A 16,345-nucleotide genomic window follows, 5' to 3' on the forward strand; every position below is an offset into this window, starting at 1 on the left:
TTTTTTGTCGATTAAAAAGGCGGCAAGCGTCGCCTTTTTAATTACTTAGCCAGACAAATTACACGCTTTTTACGGCATCAGCGATACGATGGGCGAACTCGTGCACCTTTTCTTCATGCTCGCCTTCCACCATAACGCGAATCAGCGGCTCGGTGCCTGATTTACGCAGCAGGACGCGGCCACGATTGCCCAGCTCGGCCTCCACTTCTGCCGTGACCGCTTTTACATGTTCATGTTCCAGCGGGTTACCGCTACCTTCGGTAAAGCGGACATTAACCAGCAGCTGCGGGAACATTTTCATTCCGCTACACAGATCGTGCAGGCTCATATGGTTACGCACCATCGCCGCCACCACCTGCAGGCTGGCGACAATCCCATCCCCCGTGGTGGTTTTGTCCAGCAGGATCACATGGCCGGAGTTTTCGGCACCGATGCGCCAGCCTTTCTCCTGCAGTTTTTCCAGCACATAACGGTCACCTACCTTCGCGCGAACGAAAGGAATACCCAGCTGTTTGAGCGCCAGTTCAAGCCCCATGTTGCTCATGAGCGTCCCGACGGCGCCGCCACGCAGTTGCCCCTGGCGCAGACCCTCGCGAGCTATGATGTAGAGGATCTGATCACCGTCGACTTTATTGCCTTCATGGTCCACCATTATGACCCGATCGCCATCGCCATCGTAGGCAATACCCAGGTCGGCTTTTTCCTCCAGCACGCGCGCCTGCAGAGCACGAACATCCGTCGCTCCGACTTCTTCATTGATGTTGAGTCCATCAGGCTCACAGCCCATGGCGATCACCTGAGCGCCCAGCTCGCGGAAAACACTCGGGGCGATATGGTAAGTCGCGCCGTGAGCGCAATCGACCACCACTTTCAAGGAGTTGAGGCTCAGCTCGTTCGGAAAGGTGCCTTTGCAAAACTCGATATAGCGACCAGCCGCGTCGACGATACGGCTGGCTTTGCCCAGCTCGGCGGAATCAACGCAGGTCAGCTCTTTCTCCATTTCGGCTTCAATGGCTTCTTCAACTTCATCCGGGAGCTTAGTCCCTTCGATAGAGAAGAATTTAATACCGTTATCATAGAACGGATTATGCGAAGCGGAGATCACAATTCCGGCCTCCGCGCGGAAGGTTCGCGTCAGATAGGCAATTGCCGGCGTTGGCATTGGGCCGGTGAAAGAAGCGGATAACCCTGCGGCAGCCAGGCCAGCCTCCAGCGCGGACTCCAGCATATAGCCTGAAATACGGGTATCTTTACCGATAATAATCTTGCGCGAACCGTGGCGCGCCAGCACCTTTCCAGCCGCCCAGCCCAGCTTTAAGACAAATTCTGGCGTTATTGGCGCATCGCCTACGCGGCCACGGATACCATCAGTACCAAAATATTTGCGGTTACTCATAACGTTTATTTTCCTTAGCGGCCAGGGTAGCTTCCACCACACGCAGCGCTTCTACCGTTTCTTTGACATCATGGACGCGAATAATCTGCGCGCCCTGCATTGCAGCAATGACTGCGCAAGCCAGGCTGCCATTCAGGCGTTCTTTCGGCCCGACATTAAGCAACTGGCCTACCATCGACTTACGCGACATACCGACCAGTAGCGGAAGACCGAAATGATGGAACTCGCTGAGTCGGGCAAGCAGTTCATAATTATGGGAAAGATTTTTACCGAAACCGAATCCCGGGTCGAGCAGCAATTTATCTTTTGCGATACCGGCCCGCTCGCAGCGCACAATATGTTCGACAAAAAAGCGTTCAACGTCAGCAAAGACATCCGCGTATTTAGGGGCATCCTGCATGGTCTTGGGCTGGCCCTGCATATGCATCAGGCACACCGGCAAGCCGGTTTCCGCCGCAGCCTCCAGCGCTCCCGGCTCGGTTAACGAACGGATATCATTGATGATATGCGCCCCCACGCGCGCTGATTCACGAATCACCTCCGGTTTAGAGGTATCAACGGAGATCCACACTTCGAAGCGCTGGGCAATGGCTTCTACCGTCGGAATGACTCGAGCGAGCTCTTCCTCAACGCTGACATCTGCGGCCCCCGGGCGCGTCGATTCCCCACCGATATCAATAATAGTCGCTCCGGCATTAATCATCAGATTGGCATGTTTAACGGCTTCTACCAGCGTATTGTGAGTCCCGCCGTCAGAGAACGAATCCGGGGTGACGTTAAGAATTCCCATTACATGGGGGTGGGAGAGATCGAGGGTTGAACCCTGGGCTTCAAGTTTCATCGCTATGTCCCTGAGTCAGAGAAAGATTGAAAAAGAAAAACCCCGGAGCAAACGCCCTGGGGTTTTAAAAGTACAACAGCATCAATGACGGCTAACTTATTTGTCGCCCAGCTGTTCTGACATGGTATTACCCGGGTTTGGCGTACGCGGTTCATCAACCGGACGCGGCGCACGAGGCGTGCCGTTATTGTCAGAATTGTTGGACGAACCCGGTTCTTCCCAGCCAGCTGGCGGGCGAACATCGCGGCGAGCCATCAGGTCATCAATCTGCGGAGCATCGATGGTCTCATATTTCATGAGCGCATCTTTCATCGCGTGCAGGATGTCCATGTTATCGTTCAGAAGCTGGCGTGCACGATTGTAGTTACGCTCAATCAGTGACTTCACTTCCTGGTCGATGATACGAGCCGTTTCATCGGACATATGTTTCGCTTTCGCGACGCTGCGGCCAAGGAAAACTTCGCCTTCTTCTTCGGCATACAGCAGCGGGCCGAGTTTGTCAGAGAAGCCCCACTGGGTCACCATGTTACGCGCCAGGTTAGTCGCGACTTTTATGTCGTTAGACGCACCGGTAGAAACATGCTCTACGCCGTAGATAATTTCTTCTGCCAGACGACCGCCGTACAGGGTCGAAATCTGACTTTCCAGCTTCTGACGGCTGGCGCTGATAGCGTCGCCTTCAGGCAGGAAGAAGGTAACACCGAGCGCACGACCGCGCGGAATAATTGTCACTTTGTGCACCGGATCGTGTTCCGGCACCAGGCGACCGATAATCGCATGACCCGCTTCGTGGTACGCGGTGGACTCTTTCTGCGCTTCCGTCATCACCATGGAGCGACGTTCCGCACCCATCATGATTTTGTCTTTCGCTTTCTCGAACTCAACCATCGAGACCACGCGCTTGTTGCCACGAGCGGCAAACAGCGCAGCTTCGTTTACCAGGTTCGCGAGGTCAGCACCGGAGAAGCCTGGCGTACCGCGGGCGATAATTGCCGCATCGATATCCGGCGCCAGCGGTACGCGACGCATATGCACTTTCAGGATCTGTTCACGACCGCGAACATCCGGCAGACCAACAACAACCTGACGGTCAAAGCGGCCCGGACGCAGCAGCGCAGGGTCAAGAACGTCCGGACGGTTGGTCGCCGCGATAACGATGATACCTTCGTTACCCTCAAAACCATCCATCTCAACCAGCATCTGGTTCAGCGTCTGCTCACGTTCATCGTGACCGCCGCCTAAGCCCGCGCCACGCTGGCGGCCTACGGCGTCGATTTCATCGATAAAGATGATGCACGGTGCCGCTTTCTTGGCCTGTTCGAACATGTCGCGCACGCGAGATGCGCCAACGCCCACGAACATTTCAACGAAGTCAGAACCTGAAATTGTAAAGAATGGAACCTTCGCTTCGCCTGCAATGGCCTTGGCCAGCAGGGTTTTACCGGTACCCGGAGGGCCGACCATCAGGACGCCTTTCGGGATCTTGCCGCCCAGCTTCTGGAAACGGCTCGGTTCACGCAGGTATTCAACCAGTTCACCGACTTCTTCTTTCGCTTCGTCACAACCGGCGACGTCGGCAAAAGTGGTTTTGATCTGGTCTTCCGTCAGCATGCGCGCCTTGCTCTTACCGAACGACATGGCGCCTTTGCCACCGCCGCCCTGCATCTGACGCATGAAGAAGATCCAGACGCCGATAAGAAGCAGCATCGGGAACCAGGAAATGAAGATAGAAGCCAGCAGGCTTGGCTCTTCCGGCGGTTCGCCAACCACTTTGACGTTTTTCGTCAACAGGTTATCAAGCAGCTTCGGATCGTTAACCGGAATGTAAGTCGTGTAACGGTTACTATCTTTCTTGGTAACGTTGATCTCACGTCCGTTGATACGCGCTTCGCGAACCTGGTCCTGATTGACCTCTTGCAGGAAGGTTGAATAATCTACCTTTCGGCCATTCGACTCGCTGGGCCCAAAGCTCTGGAAAACTGACATCAGCACAACGGCAATGACCAGCCAGAGTATTAGGTTTTTCGCCATGTCACTCAAGGGATTAACCTCTTATTACAACTGTGTTAAAAACAGCGTCAGGATACTCTATATCCCGCGTCTTTCAAACTTTCGTTTGAAATCTGCCGGTTATGGTTTACGCCCGGTCGCTACAATATACACTTCACGCGAACGGGCGCGAGAAGAGTCCGGCTTACGAACTTTGACCTTCGTAAACAGGGAGCGAATCTCTCTTAGATACTCATCGAAGCCTTCGCCCTGGAACACCTTCACTACAAAACTACCACCTGGCGCTAATACATCTCGAGCCATTCCAAGCGCCAGCTCCACCAGATACATGGCCCGGGGAATATCCACCGCCGGTGTTCCACACATATTTGGCGCCATATCGGACATGACAACTTGTACTTTACTGTCACCTACACGCTCAAGTAACGCTTTCAGGACTAATTCATCACGAAAGTCGCCCTGAAGGAAATCCACACCAACGATTGGATCCATAGGTAAAAGATCGCAAGCAATGATGCGGCCGCTGTTACCGATCTGCGTAACCGCGTATTGCGACCAGCCACCGGGTGCAGCGCCGAGGTCAACTATCGTCATCCCCGGTTTAAAAATCTTGTCACTTTGCTGTATTTCATCAAGTTTAAACCAGGCACGGGAACGTAACCCCTTTTTCTGTGCCTGCTGAACATATTTATCGCTAAAGTGTTCCTGAAGCCAACGACTTGAGCTGGCAGAACGCTTTTTACCTGTCATTTAACATTCCCATTTCGGGTTCATCGTACTTCGCGACGTAAAAATCGACGCGGTAGTTTGGCGATATATGGGAGATGGCGGTAGAATGAACCGTTTTCAATCCCAACGTAAGCAAAAAAATACGATGAATCTGAGTACTAAACAAAAACAGCACCTGAAAGGTCTGGCACATCCGCTCAAGCCGGTAGTTATGCTTGGCAACAATGGTTTGACCGAAGGGGTACTGGCCGAGATTGAACAAGCGTTAGAGCACCATGAACTTATCAAGGTGAAGATCGCCTCGGAAGATCGCGAAACTAAAACCTTGATCGTGGAAGCTATCGTGCGCGAAACCGGCGCCTGTAATGTACAGGTCATCGGTAAAACGCTGGTTCTGTACCGCCCGACTAAAGAGCGTAAAATCTCGCTGCCACGCTAAGAATATCCTGGTTATCGACACAACTTTGTGTAAATCGAGGGTTTTCTGCGGGTAGACGAGCAAAATGCCATGCTCCGGACGTTGATAAAAGGCCGCTACGCGGCCTTTTTCCTTTCTTTACAATCCATCAACATCGTAGCGTTAAATTCGGATTAAAGGTACTCAACCTTGATAATTTCGAATTCAACTTCGCCGCCCGGTGTACGGATGACGACAACATCATCCTGTTCTTTACCGATTAAACCACGCGCAATCGGTGAGTTTACAGAGATCAGATTTTGCTTAAAATCGGCCTCGTCATCGCCGACGATACGATAAGTTTGCTCTTCATCGGTATCAAGATTCAGAACGCTGACTGTGGAACCAAAAATCACTCGGCCATTGTTAGGCATTTTGGTGATATCGATGACCTGCGCGTTAGACAGCTTCGCCTCGATATCCTTGATGCGTCCTTCACAGAAACCCTGCTGTTCGCGGGCAGCGTGATACTCAGCATTTTCTTTCAGATCGCCGTGCTCGCGCGCCTCAGCGATAGCCGCGATGATTTCAGGACGACGTACGGACTTCAGGAAATCCAGTTCTTCGCGCAGTTTTTCAGCGCCACGTAAGGTCATCGGAATAGCTTGCATTTGTTATACCTCTTTATCGATCCTTCATGGAGCAGACGCCGCTGCTCCGCAGCCGGTCAAGTCTTGAGCATGGCCGGAGCAAAAGAAAACCGACCCGGAAAGCGATCCCCAGGCCAGCAGCAATTTTCAATTTGATACGTATTTTAACCCGAAGTTCATTATGGGTCATCGTTTACTTTACAGGGCGTTGCACCGTAGTATGACGGACTGGTTTCAGGTTGTTAGCGCGAGATTATGCGATTTCCCAGATTTATCATCGGATTGACTGCCGGTATAGCGATTAGCGCTCATGCGGCGAATATTGACGAGTACATCAATCAGCTTCCTGCGGGCGCAAACCTTGCCTTTATGGCGCAGAAGGTAGGCTTCCCGACGCCGGAGATAGACTACCATAGCCAGCAGATGGCGCTACCCGCCAGCACCCAAAAAGTGATCACCGCGCTGGCCGCACTGCTGCAGCTGGGTCCGGATTTCCGCTTCACCACGACGCTGGAAACGAAAGGCAGCCTCAGCGGTGGCATCCTGAAAGGAGACCTGATTGCGCGCTTTGGCGGCGACCCTACCCTCAAGCGCCAGGATATTCGTAATATGGTTGCCACGCTGAAGAAAGCAGGCGTCCAGCGAATTGAAGGCAATGTTCTGATCGATACCTCCATTTTCGCCAGTCATGATAAAGCGCCAGGCTGGCCATGGAACGATATGACGCAGTGCTTTAGCGCACCTCCGGCGGCGGCGATTGTCGATCGAAACTGTTTCTCCATCTCGCTTTATAGCGCGCAAAAGCCGGGCGATTTGGCGTTTATCCGCGTGGCGTCTTATTACCCGGTGACCATGTTCAGCCAGGTGCGTACCCTCGCTCGCGGCTCTTCTGAAGCACAGTACTGTGAGCTGGACGTGGTTCCCGGCGATCTCAACCGTTACACCCTGACCGGCTGTCTACCCCAGCGCAGCGAGCCGCTGCCGCTGGCTTTTGCCATTCAGGATGGCGCCAGCTATGCCGGCGCGATTCTGAAAGCGGAGCTGACCGACGCCGATATCACCTGGAGCGGTACGCTGCTACGTCAGACGCTGGCAAACGAGCCGGGTACCGTCCTGGCGAGTACGCAATCTGCGCCGCTGCACGATTTGCTGCGTATTATGTTGAAAAAATCGGACAACATGATCGCCGATACGGTGTTTCGCACCATTGGCCATGCTCGCTTCGGCGTGCCGGGAACCTGGCGAGCCGGATCCGATGCCGTACGGCAGATCCTGCGTCAGCAGGCCGGTGTCGATCTCGGGAATACGATCATTGCCGATGGCTCAGGCCTGTCGCGTCATAACCTGATCGCGCCAGCGACGATGATGCAGGTGCTACAGTACATCGCCCAGCATGATAACGCGCTCAACTTTATCTCGATGCTGCCCCTGGCTGGCCACGATGGCTCTCTGCAATACCGCGCGGGTCTGCATCAGGCAGGCGTTGACGGCAAAGTTTCGGCGAAAACGGGCTCACTGCAGGGGGTGTATAACCTGGCTGGATTCATTACCACGGCCAGCGGGCAGAAGATGGCGTTCGTGCAGTATTTATCAGGCTACGCCGTGCCTCCGGCCGACCAGCGTAACCGACGTATTCCGCTGGTGCGCTTCGAAAGCCGCTTGTATAAAGACCTGTATCAGAATAATTAAGCAAAAGGGCCGCATCTTCTGCGGCCCTTTTAGTTTACCCGGAATTAACGTTTATAGATGAATTCGACACCTTCTTCGTCGTCTTCGTCCCAATCGTCATCCCAGTCTTCATCATCTTCCACTTCAGCTTCTTCAAGCTGCTGACGGTGGTAGTCATCCCACATAAACTCGACTTTTTCTGCGGGCTTCGCTTCTTCCGCATGCACTATCGGGTTTTCGATGATAAAGGTCATGACATCCCAGCACAGGTCTTTTACGCCCTGCTGGCTGGCGGCGGAAATCAGATAGAACTTATCTTCCCAGCCCAGCGCTTGCGCGATGGCTTTCGCTTTCTCTTCCGCCTCAGCTTTATCCATCAGGTCAATCTTGTTAAAGACCAGCCAGCGCGGCTTAGAAGCCAGTTTCTCACTGTATTTTTCCAGCTCGCCGATGATGATCCGCGCATTCTCAACCGGATCGGAACCGTCAATCGGCTCAATATCGATGAGATGCAGCAGTACGCGGCAACGCTCCAGGTGCTTCAGGAAGCGAATGCCGAGGCCTGCGCCTTCAGCTGCGCCTTCAATCAGCCCAGGGATGTCGGCCACCACGAAGCTCTTCTCGTTGTCCATACGCACCACGCCGAGGCTCGGTACCAGCGTAGTGAACGGGTAGTCAGCAACTTTAGGCTTCGCCGCGGAAACGGCGCGAATGAAGGTCGATTTACCCGCATTAGGCATCCCCAGCATTCCGACATCCGCCAGCAGCATCAGCTCCAGCTGCAGATCGCGCTTATCGCCCGGCGTCCCCATCGTCTTTTGACGCGGAGTACGGTTAACGGACGATTTGAAACGGGTGTTGCCGAGACCGTGCCAGCCGCCTTTGGCGACCATCAGGCGCTGACCATGTTTGGTCATATCACCCATCGTCTCGCCGGTGCCCTGGTCAATCACGCGGGTCCCTACCGGCACTTTCACCGTCACGTCTTTACCGCGTTTGCCGGTACAATCGCGGCTCTGGCCGTTCTGCCCGCGTTCGGCGCGGAAAGACTTCTCAAAACGGTAGTCGATCAGGGTATTCAGGTTTTCGTCCGCCTCGAGCCAGACATCACCGCCGTCGCCGCCGTCGCCGCCGTCGGGGCCGCCTTTCGGGATATATTTTTCGCGGCGGAAGCTAACGCAACCATTGCCGCCATCACCTGCTACGACCAGGATCGTTGCTTCATCAACAAACTTCATTTTACTCTCCGTAAATCATTCGCCTGAGCGGGGGAGCGGCACAACCGCTTCTCGCTTACGCCACCGTCCCCAAAGACGGTGGCCGACGGCGGAATACATCGCGCCCGCAACCACGACAAACGCACCGAGATAACCCATCAGGTTCAACAGCGGTCTGGCGAAAACGTCGGGCCAGGCCAGTGATAATAAATCTGAAAATAGCAGCGTAAATAACGGCGTTAAGGTAATCAACGCGCTCACCTGCGCCGCCTGCCAGCGCGCCATGGCTTCCGCCAGCGCACCGTAGCCCACCAGGGTATTGAGCCCGCAAAAAACCAGACAGGCCAGCTGCCAGTCGCTTAATGCCAGCACCTGTGAAGGCGTTGCTAATGGCAATAGCGATATCGTACATAAAGTGTACAGCAAAAAAAGGATTTGCTGCGATGCCAGACGGCGTAATAACACCTTTTGCGCGACGCCGTAACTCACCCACACCGTCGCGGCGCCTACGCCGAAAATTACCCCCCATGTGTAGTCCGTCAGGCGGGTAAAAATCTCAATCAGGCTGGTGTTAAAAAACATCACCAGACCGCTCACCAGCATTAGCGCTCCCGCAACCTGGGTGCCGCGCATTTTCTCTTTAAGGATAAAAACGCTGGCCACCATCATGCCGACCGGGGACAGCTGGCCAATCACCTGAGAAGCGGTGGGGCTGAGATATTGCAAGGAAGAACTAAACAGAATGAAGTTACCGAACAAACCACCCGTCGCAATGACCAGCAGTATCAACCAGCGCGGCTTGCGAAAAATACGCAGCGGAGGCAGTTTTCTTTTCATGGCCAGAATGGCGCCGAGACCAATACTTGCCATCAAAAAGCGGTAAAACACCACCGTCGGCGGTTCCATCACTTCAAGAACCTGCTTCATTGCGATCGGCAAAGCGCCCCAACACATCGCCGTGGTGAGCGCTAAAATAATGCCGATGCCGGCCTGCTGCTTCATGCCCGTTTTCCCTGCAGAAAATTTTCCGGGTTTTCAATGTAAAAAGCCCCGCAACACGTTGCGGGGCTTTAATCCGTTACCGGACCACGAAAAACTTACTCAGCAACGATGCTGATGTATTTACGGTTGTTCGGGCCTTTAACTTCGAATTTCACTTTACCGTCTGCCTTAGCAAACAGAGTGTGGTCACGACCGCAACCTACGTTAGTGCCAGCGTGGAATTTGGTACCACGTTGACGAACGATGATGCTACCCGCCAGAACGGATTCGCCACCGAAACGCTTAACGCCCAGGCGTTTAGCTTCTGAATCGCGACCGTTACGAGTTGAGCCGCCAGCCTTTTTATGTGCCATTTAAATCTCTCCTCAGGTCTTAGGCGCTGATGCCAGTAATTTTCACATCAGTGAACCACTGACGATGGCCCTGCTGCTTACGGTAGTGTTTACGACGACGAAACTTAACGATTTTAACTTTCTCGCCACGACCGTGTGCAACAACTTCAGCTTTAATTACGCCGCCCTCAACGAAAGGAACGCCGATTTTAATTTCTTCACCGTTTGCGATCATCAGCACTTCAGCGAACTCAACAGCTTCGCCAGTTGCGATGTCCAGCTTTTCCAGGCGAATGGTTTGACCTTCGCTTACTCGGTGTTGTTTACCACCACTTTGGAAAACCGCGTACATATAGAACTCCGCTTCCGCGCACCTCTTCGTATGATTCAGAGTGCGCTATAAATATTCACAATAGGGCGCGAATATTACGCAAAACGCGAGCCTTTGACAAGAGCGATCAGCGATCAACGCAGAAAAAAAACACAACTTTCACTCCAGCGTTTATCTACGGCAATTTTTCAGTACAATCACATCTTCTTTTAATTCTGTCTTAATCCTTCTGTGATCCTATTCGGATACGCGATAACAGGACATTTGGCCCGGCTTTTGCGATGAATTTAGAAAAAATCAATGAGTTAACCGCGCAGGATATGGCGGGCGTCAATGCGACAATTCTTGAGCAACTCGACTCTGATGTTCAGCTTATCAATCAGTTAGGCTATTACATTGTTAGCGGAGGCGGTAAACGCATTCGTCCGATGATCGCCGTACTGGCCGCGCGTGCCGTTGGATATCAGGGCAACGCTCATGTCGCCATTGCCGCGCTGATCGAATTTATCCACACCGCCACCCTGCTGCATGATGATGTCGTCGATGAGTCTGATATGCGCCGCGGAAAAGCCACAGCAAACGCCGCTTTTGGTAATGCCGCTAGCGTGCTGGTTGGTGATTTCATCTACACCCGCGCCTTTCAGATGATGACCAGCCTTGGCTCGCTGAGAGTTCTGGAAGTGATGTCGAAAGCCGTTAACGTTATCGCTGAAGGCGAAGTGCTGCAGTTGATGAACGTCAACGATCCGGACATTACCGAAGAAAACTACATGCGGGTTATTTACAGCAAGACTGCCCGTCTGTTTGAAGCCGCAGCTCAGTGCTCCGGTATTCTGGCCGACTGTACCGCGGAACAAGAAAAAGCGTTACAGGATTACGGACGCTATCTGGGGACCGCTTTCCAGCTGATCGATGATTTGCTGGACTACAGTTCAGATGGCGAGCGTCTCGGTAAAAACGTCGGTGACGATCTGAATGAAGGCAAACCTACCCTTCCGCTGCTGCACGCGATGCGGCACGGCAACGCCGAACAATCCGCCATGATCCGCGGAGCGATTGAACAGGGTAACGGTCGTCATCTTCTTGAAGCCGTGCTGGAAACCATGGCCACCTGTGGTTCGCTTGAATGGACCCAAAAACGCGCGGAGGAAGAAGCTGATAAAGCTATTGCCGCGCTTCAGGTCCTTCCCGATTCTCCATGGCGGGAAGCGCTAATTGGCCTCGCCCACATCGCTGTACAGCGCGATCATTAATTCCCGCCCTCCTTTCCCGCGTCAATCGCGGGAAAGTTCCAGTAAACTCCTGTAAACTCAAAATCTGCTTTATTTCTTGATATATTCCTAATATCCCATCCATTAAAAGAACTTGTTAGAACATTACTGGAACTCAAGGTATAGTCATTTTGTCGCCCATTAAGGACGAACGGAATGTTTAATACCAGGAGAATTTATGGATAAGTTCATCGACTGGCATCCGGCGGATATTATTGCCGGATTACGCAAAAAAGGGACGTCGCTGGCAGCTGAATCGCGGCGTAATGGTTTAAGTTCTTCAACGCTTGCCAACGCGTTGACTCGTCCCTGGCCCAAAGGCGAGCTGATTATTGCGAATGCGCTGGAAACCGATCCGTGGGTGATATGGCCATCGCGCTATCACGATCCCCATACCCATCAGTTTATCGACAGAACGCAGATGATGCGTCAGAGGAAGAATAACAAGTAAAGCGAGGTTGCAGAAAACAGCCCCCGGACCAACGTCAGAGGGCTGCTGCTACAGGCTTATTCGCCTTTGACGCGTTCGATATTCGCGCCCAGCGCCTGCAGTTTGTCTTCGATACGCTCGTAGCCGCGGTCAATGTGGTAAATACGATCGACAATCGTCGTACCTTCCGCGATACAGCCCGCCAGTACCAGGCTGGCTGACGCGCGCAGATCCGTCGCCATTACCTGAGCGCCAGAAAGCTGCTGCACGCCGTGGCAAATCGCCGTGTTGCTTTCGATTTCCGCATGCGCACCCATACGGATCAGTTCCGGAATATGCATAAAACGGTTTTCGAAGATCGTCTCGGTGATCACCCCTGTTCCCTCAGCAACCAGATTCAGTAATGTGAACTGGGCCTGCATGTCGGTCGGGAAGCCCGGGTGTGGGGCAGTACGCACGTTGACAGCCTTCGGCCGGTTGCCATGCATGTCGAGGCTAATCCAGTCCTCGCCCGTTTCGATATCCGCGCCGGCATCACGTAGCTTCGCCAGAACCGCATCCAGGGTATCGGGCTGAGCATTGCGGCACAAAATCTTACCGCCAGAAATCGCCGCTGCCACCAGGAACGTCCCGGTTTCAATACGATCCGGCAGAACGCGGTACACGCCGCCACCGAGGCGCGCTACGCCTTCGATGGTGATACGATCGGTACCCTGACCTTTGATTTTCGCGCCCAGCGTATTAAGGAAGTTTGCGGTATCAACAATTTCCGGCTCACGCGCGGCGTTTTCGATAACGGTCGTGCCTTCCGCCAGCGTCGCTGCGCTCATGATGGTCACGGTTGCGCCAACGCTGACCTTGTCCATCACGATATGCGCGCCTTTCAGACGGCCGTTGACCGACGCCTTAACATACCCTTCTTCCAGTTTGATTTCCGCGCCCAGCTGCTCAAGGCCGGTAATGTGTAAATCAACGGGGCGCGCGCCGATAGCGCAGCCGCCAGGCAGTGAAACCTGACCCTGGCCAAAGCGGGCCACCAGCGGCCCCAGCGCCCAAATAGACGCGCGCATAGTTTTAACGAGATCATACGGAGCACAGAAAACGTCGACCGGGCCGGCATCAATCCAAACGGAGCCGTTGCGCTTAACGTTCGCGCCCAGCTGGCTCAGCAGTTTCATGGTGGTATCGATGTCTTTCAGCTTCGGTACGTTTTGGATCTCAATCGGCTCTTCGGCTAATAGCGCGGAAAAGAGGATTGGCAGGGCGGCATTTTTCGCGCCGGAAATGGTGACCTCGCCCTGAAGGCGAGTTGGCCCCTGAACACGGAATTTATCCATTGATTCTGTTCTCTGTTAAGAATTCACATACGCTGCGGGGAACATCCCCACAGCTTATAAGCCATTAAGTTTGCGGTCTCGCGCCCACTCCTGCGGAGTAAACGCTTTAATCGACAGAGCATGGATGCGGTTATCGGCAATATATTCCATCAGCGGGGCGTAGATAGCCTGTTGCTTCTTGACCCGGCTCATGCCGTCGAACATCTCACCCACAGCAATAACCTGAAAGTGGCTGCCATCGCCAGAGACGTGGACTTCCTGAAGGGAGAGTGCGTTCATCAGCACGGTCTGAATTTCATGATTTTCCATGGGCTACATTTATCTGATAGTGAAAACAGCCCAACATCTTAGAGGAAAGTGGCGCTGTCTTAAACAAGCAAAAAGCCCCATCGAAAAGTTTGATGGGGCTTTCAGAATAGCTTCAGCAGTAAGGCACTGAAAAATTTATGGGATCATATCAGCAGGAAGGTTATATAACCTGACCAGGGTTTGCAGATTTTCACTCTTACCGATCAATTTCGCTTCCCGACCCTGCCGACGAATCAGCGCGATAAAATGCACCAATAGCGCCAGTCCGGCGGTATCCACGCGGGTCACTGCGCTCAGGTCAATTGCCGACACGCCATCCGTCGCCTGAGCGCGTGCATCCCACAGCGGGACCAGGAGATCCTGATCCAGCTCTCCGCGCAGCGCCAGCGTCTCACCATCGCGAGCCCAGCTCAGCTGCCCGGTCATTATTTTTTCTGTTCCAGGGTAATCGGCTGCGCGGAGCTTGCCTTCAGCTGTGCCGTCAGGCCATCAACGCCTTTGGTGCGCAGCAGGTCGCTCCACTCATTTTGTTTAGTGGTGATCATGCTCACCCCTTCCGCAATCATGTCGTACGCCTGCCAGTTGCCGGTCTGGGTATTTTTACGCCACTGGAAATCCAGGCGCACCGGCGGACGACCATTCGGGTCAAGGATCGTGACGCGGATAGGGATAATAGTCGCATCGCCCAGAGGCTGCTCCGGCGCTATCTGGTAGGTCTGACCGTGGTACATCGCCAGCGCCTGGCCGTAGGCCTGCTTCAGATATTCACGGAAGGCGGCAAAATAGGCTTCACGCTGCGCCGGGGTCGCTTCTTTGTAATAACGGCCCAGCACCAGCGCACCGGCGTATTTTACCTGAACGTACGGCAGCAATTCCTGATCGACGATTTCGCGCAGGTAGTTCGGGTTAGCCTGAATCTTCGGCTGCTCGTTTTTCAGGCGGTCGAAGGTTTTCTGCGCCGCTTCGTTCATCAGCTTATACGGATTGGACTGGTCCGCGGCGGTAGCCGCAGTCAATGGGGCAATCACCAGCATGGCGACCATTAGTAAGCGTTTAAACATGTCTTCTCTCTCCTGAAATTAATGCGTCGTGCCGGCAGGCGGCGTAGCGTCAGTATGGCTCTCTCCAGCAGCCTGTTCATCGCCAGAATTCTTATTGTCACTACCTTTACTGTTATAGAGGAACTGGCCTATCAAATCTTCCAGCACCATGGCGGATTTGGTGTCCTGAATGGTGCCGCCATCTTTAAGGATAGCCGTTCCCAGCTCAGGGTCTTCAAACCCGATGTTCATCGCCAGGTACTGTTCGCCCAGCAGACCGGAAGTTCTGATCGCCAGCGAGCTGGTATCGGGGATATGGTTATAGCGCTCATCAATATCGAGAGCCACGCGAGGCAGGTAGGTTTTAGGATCGAGGGTAATATCCGCCACACGTCCTACGACCACGCCGCCAATTCGCACCGGTGAGCGCGCTTTCAGACCGCCGATATTGTCAAAAGTGGCATAGAGCCGGTAGGTCGGTTCAGTACGTATAGAGGTCACGTTTGCCGCCTTCAGGCAGACAAACAGCGCCGCCAGCAGCGCAACCAGTAAGAATACCCCAACCCAGATTTCATTTTTTCTCGTTTGCATGAACTCAATTCCCAAACATCAGCGCAGTCAGCACAAAATCCAGCCCCAGAACCGCCAGCGACGCATGTACTACCGTACGCGTCGTCGCCCGGCTAATCCCGGCGGAAGTGGGGATAGCGTCATAACCGTTAAATAACGCGATCCATGTTACCGTAATGGCGAAAACCAGACTCTTAATCAGGCAGTTGACCAGATCCATCCGCCAGTCGACGGCATTTTGCATCGCCGTCCAGAAGAAGCCGGCATCAATGCCCTTCCAGTTAACCCCAACCAGCGAACCGCCCCATACGCCGACCGCCACAAAAATAATGGTTAGCAACGGCAGTGAAATCACCCCGGCCCAGAAACGCGGTGAAATCACGCGGCGAAGCGGGTCGACCGCCATCATCTCCATGCTGGAGAGCTGTTCAGTGGCGCGCATCAGGCCAATTTCGGCCGTCAATGCCGAACCGGCACGTCCGGCAAACAACAGCGCGGCAACAACCGGCCCCAGTTCACGCAGCAGCGACAGCGCCACCAGCATGCCGAGGCTGGTTTCAGCGCTATAGGTGGTTAACACCAGATAGCCCTGCAGACCCAGCACCATACCGATGAACAGCCCCGATACAATAATGATCAGCATCGACAGCACGCCAACGTTATACAGCTGGCGTACCAGCAGCGGCGCATGCTTGCGAAACTCAGGCTTGCCCACAACTGCGTTGAAGAGCATCAATCCAGCACGCCCGAACGTCGCGATAGTTTTAATACCGCGATGCCCGAGCGCGGCTAGCGCATTTAACAACATGAGTCGC

Annotated in this window: 19 protein-coding genes; 4 read left to right on the plus strand and 15 right to left on the minus strand. The window is 53.8% G+C overall.

Annotated features, from left to right (window positions below; translation table 11 throughout):
* Positions 1 to 58: 58 nt before the first annotated feature.
* From glmM to rlmE, 4 genes are all read right to left on the minus strand, one after another.
* The gene (gene glmM / locus KO1_RS23700) at positions 59 to 1,396 is read right to left on the minus strand and encodes a phosphoglucosamine mutase (RefSeq protein ID WP_004106105.1); all 1,338 of its coding nucleotides are present in this window, start codon (positions 1,394 to 1,396) and stop codon (positions 59 to 61) included.
* Positions 1,389 to 2,237: a dihydropteroate synthase gene (gene folP / locus KO1_RS23705; RefSeq protein WP_004106106.1), complete on the minus strand. Its 849-nt coding sequence runs from the start codon at positions 2,235 to 2,237 to the stop codon at positions 1,389 to 1,391. The genes glmM and folP overlap by 8 nt, the downstream gene beginning before the upstream one ends.
* Before the next feature lie 96 nt (positions 2,238 to 2,333).
* Positions 2,334 to 4,268, minus strand: coding sequence for an ATP-dependent zinc metalloprotease FtsH (gene ftsH / locus KO1_RS23710; protein WP_004854549.1), 1,935 nt, complete (start codon positions 4,266 to 4,268; stop codon positions 2,334 to 2,336).
* A 99-nt stretch (positions 4,269 to 4,367) separates the two neighbouring features.
* Positions 4,368 to 4,997 carry a 23S rRNA (uridine(2552)-2'-O)-methyltransferase RlmE gene (gene rlmE, locus KO1_RS23715; protein ID WP_004106110.1) on the minus strand — a complete coding sequence of 210 codons (630 nt, stop codon included), beginning with the start codon at positions 4,995 to 4,997 and terminating at the stop codon, positions 4,368 to 4,370.
* A gap of 124 nt (positions 4,998 to 5,121) precedes the next feature.
* Between rlmE and yhbY the strand changes: the two genes are divergently transcribed.
* The gene (gene yhbY, locus KO1_RS23720; protein WP_004139797.1) at positions 5,122 to 5,415 is read left to right on the plus strand and encodes a ribosome assembly RNA-binding protein YhbY; all 294 of its coding nucleotides are present in this window, start codon (positions 5,122 to 5,124) and stop codon (positions 5,413 to 5,415) included.
* A gap of 152 nt (positions 5,416 to 5,567) precedes the next feature.
* Here yhbY and greA read toward each other — a convergent pair whose 3' ends face one another.
* A complete protein-coding gene (gene greA / locus KO1_RS23725; protein WP_004106115.1) occupies positions 5,568 to 6,044 on the minus strand; it encodes a transcription elongation factor GreA in 477 nt (158 codons plus the stop codon).
* 234 nt (positions 6,045 to 6,278) lie between these two features.
* Here greA and dacB point away from each other — a divergent pair, with 234 nt between their 5' ends.
* Entirely contained in the window at positions 6,279 to 7,712 is a 1,434-nt protein-coding gene (dacB, locus tag KO1_RS23730) for a serine-type D-Ala-D-Ala carboxypeptidase (protein WP_064407138.1), read from the plus strand.
* A gap of 44 nt (positions 7,713 to 7,756) precedes the next feature.
* Here dacB and cgtA read toward each other — a convergent pair whose 3' ends face one another.
* From cgtA to rplU, 4 genes are all read right to left on the minus strand, one after another.
* On the minus strand, positions 7,757 to 8,929 hold the full coding sequence (gene cgtA / locus KO1_RS23735) for an Obg family GTPase CgtA (protein WP_004106119.1): 1,173 nt from the start codon (positions 8,927 to 8,929) through the stop codon (positions 7,757 to 7,759).
* A gap of 15 nt (positions 8,930 to 8,944) precedes the next feature.
* Entirely contained in the window at positions 8,945 to 9,910 is a 966-nt protein-coding gene (locus KO1_RS23740; protein WP_004106120.1) for a DMT family transporter, read from the minus strand.
* Positions 9,911 to 10,005: 95 nt separating this feature from the next.
* Positions 10,006 to 10,263, minus strand: a complete 258-nt coding sequence (gene rpmA, locus KO1_RS23745) for a 50S ribosomal protein L27 (RefSeq protein WP_003861831.1) — start codon at positions 10,261 to 10,263, stop codon at positions 10,006 to 10,008.
* Between the two features lie 19 nt (positions 10,264 to 10,282).
* On the minus strand, positions 10,283 to 10,594 hold the full coding sequence (rplU, locus tag KO1_RS23750; RefSeq protein ID WP_004106123.1) for a 50S ribosomal protein L21: 312 nt from the start codon (positions 10,592 to 10,594) through the stop codon (positions 10,283 to 10,285).
* 260 nt (positions 10,595 to 10,854) lie between these two features.
* Here rplU and ispB point away from each other — a divergent pair, with 260 nt between their 5' ends.
* Both ispB and sfsB read left to right on the plus strand, forming a co-directional pair.
* Entirely contained in the window at positions 10,855 to 11,826 is a 972-nt protein-coding gene (gene ispB / locus KO1_RS23755) for an octaprenyl diphosphate synthase (protein ID WP_064407140.1), read from the plus strand.
* A 196-nt stretch (positions 11,827 to 12,022) separates the two neighbouring features.
* Positions 12,023 to 12,295, plus strand: a complete 273-nt coding sequence (gene sfsB / locus KO1_RS23760; RefSeq protein ID WP_004106127.1) for a DNA-binding transcriptional regulator SfsB — start codon at positions 12,023 to 12,025, stop codon at positions 12,293 to 12,295.
* A gap of 56 nt (positions 12,296 to 12,351) precedes the next feature.
* Here sfsB and murA read toward each other — a convergent pair whose 3' ends face one another.
* From murA to mlaE, 6 genes are all read right to left on the minus strand, one after another.
* The gene (murA, locus tag KO1_RS23765; protein ID WP_004106129.1) at positions 12,352 to 13,611 is read right to left on the minus strand and encodes a UDP-N-acetylglucosamine 1-carboxyvinyltransferase; all 1,260 of its coding nucleotides are present in this window, start codon (positions 13,609 to 13,611) and stop codon (positions 12,352 to 12,354) included.
* Between the two features lie 54 nt (positions 13,612 to 13,665).
* Positions 13,666 to 13,920 (minus strand): BolA family iron metabolism protein IbaG, encoded by a 255-nt coding sequence (ibaG, locus tag KO1_RS23770; protein ID WP_004106141.1) that lies wholly within the window; start codon positions 13,918 to 13,920, stop codon positions 13,666 to 13,668.
* Positions 13,921 to 14,055: 135 nt separating this feature from the next.
* Positions 14,056 to 14,346 (minus strand): lipid asymmetry maintenance protein MlaB, encoded by a 291-nt coding sequence (gene mlaB, locus KO1_RS23775; protein WP_004106144.1) that lies wholly within the window; start codon positions 14,344 to 14,346, stop codon positions 14,056 to 14,058.
* Positions 14,346 to 14,981, minus strand: coding sequence for a phospholipid-binding protein MlaC (gene mlaC, locus KO1_RS23780; protein WP_004106146.1), 636 nt, complete (start codon positions 14,979 to 14,981; stop codon positions 14,346 to 14,348). Before mlaC ends, mlaB begins: the two co-directional genes overlap by 1 nt.
* Positions 14,982 to 14,999: 18 nt before the next feature.
* Positions 15,000 to 15,551 carry an outer membrane lipid asymmetry maintenance protein MlaD gene (mlaD, locus tag KO1_RS23785; RefSeq protein ID WP_004106149.1) on the minus strand — a complete coding sequence of 184 codons (552 nt, stop codon included), beginning with the start codon at positions 15,549 to 15,551 and terminating at the stop codon, positions 15,000 to 15,002.
* Positions 15,552 to 15,555: 4 nt separating this feature from the next.
* Complete coding sequence (gene mlaE / locus KO1_RS23790) at positions 15,556 to 16,338, minus strand: lipid asymmetry maintenance ABC transporter permease subunit MlaE (protein WP_004106151.1); 783 nt, start codon at positions 16,336 to 16,338, stop codon at positions 15,556 to 15,558.
* Positions 16,339 to 16,345: the final 7 nt, after the last annotated feature.

It is taken from the genome of Klebsiella oxytoca NBRC 105695, from assembly GCF_001598695.1.
Taxonomy (GTDB): domain Bacteria; phylum Pseudomonadota; class Gammaproteobacteria; order Enterobacterales; family Enterobacteriaceae; genus Klebsiella; species Klebsiella oxytoca.

Bases quoted from the DNA above. Each gene is read 5' to 3' on its own strand.
- glmM (WP_004106105.1), bottom strand. From the start codon at position 1,396: ATGAGTAACCGCAAATATTTTGGTACTGATGGTATCCGTGGCCGCGTA.
- folP (WP_004106106.1), bottom strand. From the start codon at position 2,237: ATGAAACTTGAAGCCCAGGGTTCAACCCTCGATCTCTCCCACCCCCAT.
- ftsH (WP_004854549.1), bottom strand. From the start codon at position 4,268: ATGGCGAAAAACCTAATACTCTGGCTGGTCATTGCCGTTGTGCTGATG.
- rlmE (WP_004106110.1), bottom strand. From the start codon at position 4,997: ATGACAGGTAAAAAGCGTTCTGCCAGCTCAAGTCGTTGGCTTCAGGAA.
- yhbY (WP_004139797.1), top strand. From the start codon at position 5,122: ATGAATCTGAGTACTAAACAAAAACAGCACCTGAAAGGTCTGGCACAT.
- greA (WP_004106115.1), bottom strand. From the start codon at position 6,044: ATGCAAGCTATTCCGATGACCTTACGTGGCGCTGAAAAACTGCGCGAA.
- dacB (WP_064407138.1), top strand. From the start codon at position 6,279: ATGCGATTTCCCAGATTTATCATCGGATTGACTGCCGGTATAGCGATT.
- cgtA (WP_004106119.1), bottom strand. From the start codon at position 8,929: ATGAAGTTTGTTGATGAAGCAACGATCCTGGTCGTAGCAGGTGATGGC.
- KO1_RS23740 (WP_004106120.1), bottom strand. From the start codon at position 9,910: ATGAAGCAGCAGGCCGGCATCGGCATTATTTTAGCGCTCACCACGGCG.
- rpmA (WP_003861831.1), bottom strand. From the start codon at position 10,263: ATGGCACATAAAAAGGCTGGCGGCTCAACTCGTAACGGTCGCGATTCA.
- rplU (WP_004106123.1), bottom strand. From the start codon at position 10,594: ATGTACGCGGTTTTCCAAAGTGGTGGTAAACAACACCGAGTAAGCGAA.
- ispB (WP_064407140.1), top strand. From the start codon at position 10,855: ATGAATTTAGAAAAAATCAATGAGTTAACCGCGCAGGATATGGCGGGC.
- sfsB (WP_004106127.1), top strand. From the start codon at position 12,023: ATGGATAAGTTCATCGACTGGCATCCGGCGGATATTATTGCCGGATTA.
- murA (WP_004106129.1), bottom strand. From the start codon at position 13,611: ATGGATAAATTCCGTGTTCAGGGGCCAACTCGCCTTCAGGGCGAGGTC.
- ibaG (WP_004106141.1), bottom strand. From the start codon at position 13,920: ATGGAAAATCATGAAATTCAGACCGTGCTGATGAACGCACTCTCCCTT.
- mlaB (WP_004106144.1), bottom strand. From the start codon at position 14,346: ATGACCGGGCAGCTGAGCTGGGCTCGCGATGGTGAGACGCTGGCGCTG.
- mlaC (WP_004106146.1), bottom strand. From the start codon at position 14,981: ATGTTTAAACGCTTACTAATGGTCGCCATGCTGGTGATTGCCCCATTG.
- mlaD (WP_004106149.1), bottom strand. From the start codon at position 15,551: ATGCAAACGAGAAAAAATGAAATCTGGGTTGGGGTATTCTTACTGGTT.
- mlaE (WP_004106151.1), bottom strand. From the start codon at position 16,338: ATGTTGTTAAATGCGCTAGCCGCGCTCGGGCATCGCGGTATTAAAACT.